This is a genomic window from Pseudomonas amygdali (genome assembly GCF_002699855.1).
In the GTDB taxonomy this organism is placed as follows: Bacteria; Pseudomonadota; Gammaproteobacteria; order Pseudomonadales; family Pseudomonadaceae; genus Aquipseudomonas; species Aquipseudomonas amygdali.
In genome coordinates this window covers 1-4118 of record NZ_LKBW01000132.1, presented here as the reverse complement: position 1 = coordinate 4118, position 4118 = coordinate 1, and the positions used below count along the sequence as shown (strand labels likewise).

3 protein-coding genes and 1 pseudogene are annotated in these 4118 nt (G+C 47.9%); all 4 read right to left on the bottom strand.

All coding sequences use genetic code 11. The features are described from left to right. Nucleotides 1-89: 89 nt before the first annotated feature. Nucleotides 90-269: pseudogene (locus tag AO277_RS11375) on the bottom strand (recombinase family protein); the annotation flags it as partial. Nucleotides 270-584: 315 nt separating this feature from the next. Then, nucleotides 585-1226 (bottom strand): XopAF/AvrXv3 family type III secretion system effector, encoded by a 642-nt coding sequence (gene xopAF / locus AO277_RS29095; RefSeq protein ID WP_306600078.1) that lies wholly within the window; start codon nt 1224-1226, stop codon nt 585-587. A 381-nt stretch (nt 1227-1607) separates the two neighbouring features. After that, entirely contained in the window at nt 1608-2429 is an 822-nt protein-coding gene (locus tag AO277_RS11365; protein WP_044320184.1) for a YopT-type cysteine protease domain-containing protein, read from the bottom strand. 435 nt (nt 2430-2864) lie between these two features. Then, nucleotides 2865-3545 carry a hypothetical protein gene (locus AO277_RS11355; RefSeq protein ID WP_143492752.1) on the bottom strand — a complete coding sequence of 227 codons (681 nt, stop codon included), beginning with the start codon at nt 3543-3545 and terminating at the stop codon, nt 2865-2867. Nucleotides 3546-4118: the final 573 nt, after the last annotated feature.

The window sequence follows — 4118 nt, the reverse complement described above, 5'->3', positions numbered from 1 at the left end:
CCGAGTCTGCCCAGGTGGCATGACTCAAACAAAAGGGTCTCCGAGAAACCCGGGGCGGTTCATTATGCCCGAACACAAAATTTCTGACAGTCTCCGGGGCGAACGAATTGGAGCGCTTGAGCCAAACCCGTGCGGTTATCCTTCGTTCCGGAGGCGTAATCCTCAAACAGGTGGCGTGCATCGATGCCGGCACTGAGCAGCGCATCGCGTTGTAAGTCAGTGTTTTGCCTGTCTGAGTCCGACGACACGCGCATGTACCCAACCAACATAGACGAATAACCATCAAGAATAGGTTTCCGTATGGTCGCGTAAGGCCACAGAGTTTTCCGCACATTTCTAGAGCGTCTGCACGATCATATTCGCCAGGTGCAGCAGTGCTGTCGTAAAATACTTGTTTTACGACAGCCAGATGGTGGCCGGTGATACGATCGTTGGGTTTACCGCTTCAGCGCGGTTCAATACAGGTTCATTCGCAGTTAATGCTGGTTGACCCGTCTGGTCAGTCGCAATTAATCCTGGTCAAAAACCGCGCTGGTTGCAGGTTGGGACTTTTTCGTTTGAGGTTACACGTAGCGTTGGTTCAGTTATCCAGTCACCAAATGTTTTATGAAGTGAGTCGAGTTGTCATCTAAAATAACAGCGCCCAGCAGAGTGTCAGAAGTTCTGTTTGCACAGGTCTCGTCAAACTCTAGAGGAATCCCTTCATCTGCAAATAGCTGTTTCAATGCATCCGCCGTGCTAACTGAAAAATCACCCTCTCTATCCCCACCATGCATGGCGACGCGCATTGTCAGACCCTGTGCTCTGGCATTTTGTAAATAATCGCGCATATACGCTAAAACATCTTCTGGCACAAGGTCTTCATGACAAAAAGGGAGCAGATGAAATACGCGGACCTGCGCTCCCTGCATACGTTCACCCGTGTCAGCATCCACGTTTTCTGCAGCACACGCAACAGCAATACAAGCAGTCATGTTATCAGTGACGACAGGCATGTTTATTTGACTCGTACCAGCACTGTATAGATGCCGAGTCCCTTCGTTGTTGGGTGTAAGGCCGTTGAACCCCGCCACTTTGACAGTAGTGGTTCTGTTGATCTGAAAGCTGTAATCCAAACCTGTTTTAGAGTGATAGACACGGACCCACGGGAATCTAGATTCACTGCGATCCTTTATTGCATTGCCACTGTGCCGTCTTTCTGCTTGATAAGAGTCTAAAGAAACCATTTTAAGGGTATAATTTCCCCCACGTCGTGCAAGTTGAAAATGAGAGAACTTTGCAGGACGTTCATTCATCTCGCCTGATGCTCTGTAGCTCGTAGACGCGGGTTGATGACCAAAAGTAGCCCTGGTGTTCGGAGAACTTGCAGAAGCTTCCAAGTTTTCACGATAGCTACTACTAGACGGTCTTGAAATACATAGTCCCATAACGATTATCTCTTTAGAATAGGGTTAAACTCTTAGTTCATCTGTAGCTCATAGCGAATTTTTATGCAAAAATAATTGCTCTGCCAAGTCTTCGCTCTCGCCTAGACCGCCGCCTAGATGCATTCGTGGCGGACTTGAACTGGGTAACGAAAATTTGAAATTCCTATACATCGAGCAGTGTCACTCCACGCGCTGAATAACCATGCTCTCCAATTGCAGGTGCCCATTTAGTCGACTGCCGTATCTGGTCATCAGATCCTGGAACATCGAAGGCAACTCCGGCAAAGTGGCGGAAAACTCGCCATAGTTTGGATCAAAGAGGTTCGCGCTGCCTTCGGAGCTGGAAGCAGTAATGGCATACCTGACACGCTTTCCATTGTTTTCAAAACACAAGCTGATCAAATGGGCGCTACCATCGCGCGCAATTTTTTGTAATGCAGTCGATTGCTGATTCGCACGGAATACCGAGGGTTCATCTACAGGCTGCAAATCTTGACTTCGCAAAAGGGTTTTGCGCGCCGAGATTCGACCTGCTTCTCGCTGCTCACGCGACCCGCTCACTGAACCTGCTGCATTTTCGTATTGGTTCTGGATGTCTGAAGCATCGTCAAGATCCAGCGCCTCCATTCTGTACCTCGCCTCTCCCTTATCACGCAATCGCAGCCATTGGATTGCCAAGCCCATGCAGGATTGATTAGCGTTCGCATTATTCAACGCTGCAATTCTGTAGTTGAATACTGCGTCGATATCCGCCTCAGAGGACTCAGCAGAGGACACTTCGTCATCTGAAATACTCAAGGCCTTCGACGATGAACAGCCTCGTTCCACAGATTGGTGAGTAAGTACTTCTAACCGATGAAGACCAGCCCCTAACCTGACCCTCGTTCTGCCACGTTGAACGATGCTATTAGCCTGCTGCTTGTCTTCCTCCGCTGTCGGAAAGCTCTGCTCGAGCCGCTCTCTGGTTCGGCGCGACAACTCCGTGGACCGTAGCAAAAGCATCTCACGCCCGTCTGGAGCCGTCGAGGGAGGCGGTACCTGCGGACTGTTCGAGAGTCTCGCGCTGCTCGAGTCGCGAGCGCTTGCTCGCTCAGAATCTGTGTACCCACCAAAATAAGCGCCAGATGACCCTGCTCTGCTGATACCCACCATGATTTTCTCCGCTTGCTGGCTTGCAGGAAACTGAACCTGCAAAATAAAATGGGTGGTAGCGGGCAAGAAAAAGTTCCATCTTGATGCATAGGCATTTTGAAATTCCTATGCATCAAGTCCGCCGCCTAGATGTACTCGCGGCTGGACTTGGAACTGGGTGCGGAAATTTCTGGGATTCCGGCTTACAACCCCAAGAACGGGCGATTTGCAGCCGCAGGCTGCCCTGTTCAGTGATCCCCGGCCTCCGTTTTCAGTTCCATTGCACCCCAAACCTCCGCTCCCCACTTAAGACATTTTGGTCTTGTCGTACTCCTCATCTAAGGAGATACCGTGGTCTGTGAGATATTTCATATAATAATCACCAGTCGATAGTTCAGTCGCCTCGTTACCTGGATCATTTAGTATTACTTTTTCAAGTTTTCCTAGTCGATCAGCTTTTTTATAGTCGTTCAACATCTGCTCGGCAGTATGCAAAATAATCTTTCGACCAAAATATCCATAATTTTGAGCAGCACAACCAAGACTAGGCAAAATGCGATTAAAGTTTGAAGACTCGTTATTTACATTGGGGTGCGTTATAGAAAAGTCATCAAAAGTAAAGCAATACACAGCATCCTTTACAGCTTTAACTGCATGATTCTTTAAAACAAGGTTAAGCGATCCCTTTGATGCCGTCGAAATATCAGACAATATCTGCTTAATTAAATCAATATCATTTTCCACATATTTCTTGTCAAGACAACAAACGTTAGATAACTTATCCTTAAGCTCCTGAACAATAATTTTTTTAGTATCGATCTCTATATTGTTTAAGGCCGCTAGTTGCGATAGAACATTGCTATCTTTTTGTAGTGCGGCAGGATTCAGTTTTGGAAATAAATTATCGGCACTTACGCCTTCCAATCTATCAGGCTCATGATGCAATGATGGGCCGCTAATGCCAATAGAACCAGGCGAATTCAACATAATTCACTCCAATAATATTTTATCTTGATTTTAACTAAGCCTTGAGTAACGCGTACCTTAGTGGCGTATCCGTTGATTAGGTTCCAGAACAGGATCCGTTCAGTTGCGTGCTGTGCGGGGTTGTAAGCCGGAATCCCAGAAATTTCCGTCATAGGCGGGAAGCCAGTAATGGTGCGGATTGACGCCAAACATTTATTTTCCGGCTGCGACGTCGCCAAGCCGAAAACTGTTTGATTGAGCGGCCAAAACATGTACGGAAACCGTGTCGGATAGCAAAAGCAGCCGTAAACCGCTTTGGTGACGTTTTCCGACGGAATTTTCCGGGGTTCGGGCTTACACCCCGATTAGGAAAACCGGCAGGGATTTTGAAACCGACCGAGTATTTTGACGTTCATGAGGCAAACCTGGCTGGGAACAGAGTTAACTGTATGGATGTACAGCTAACGACTCACCGCCTCAACAGAGACTGTCAGAAATTTTGTGTTCGGGCATAACATGTAGCTAGAGGTGCATGTATGCCGACCAAAAAGAAGTCCGCCAATGCAACAGCGAGGGAGTTGCCCTCGATTCCCC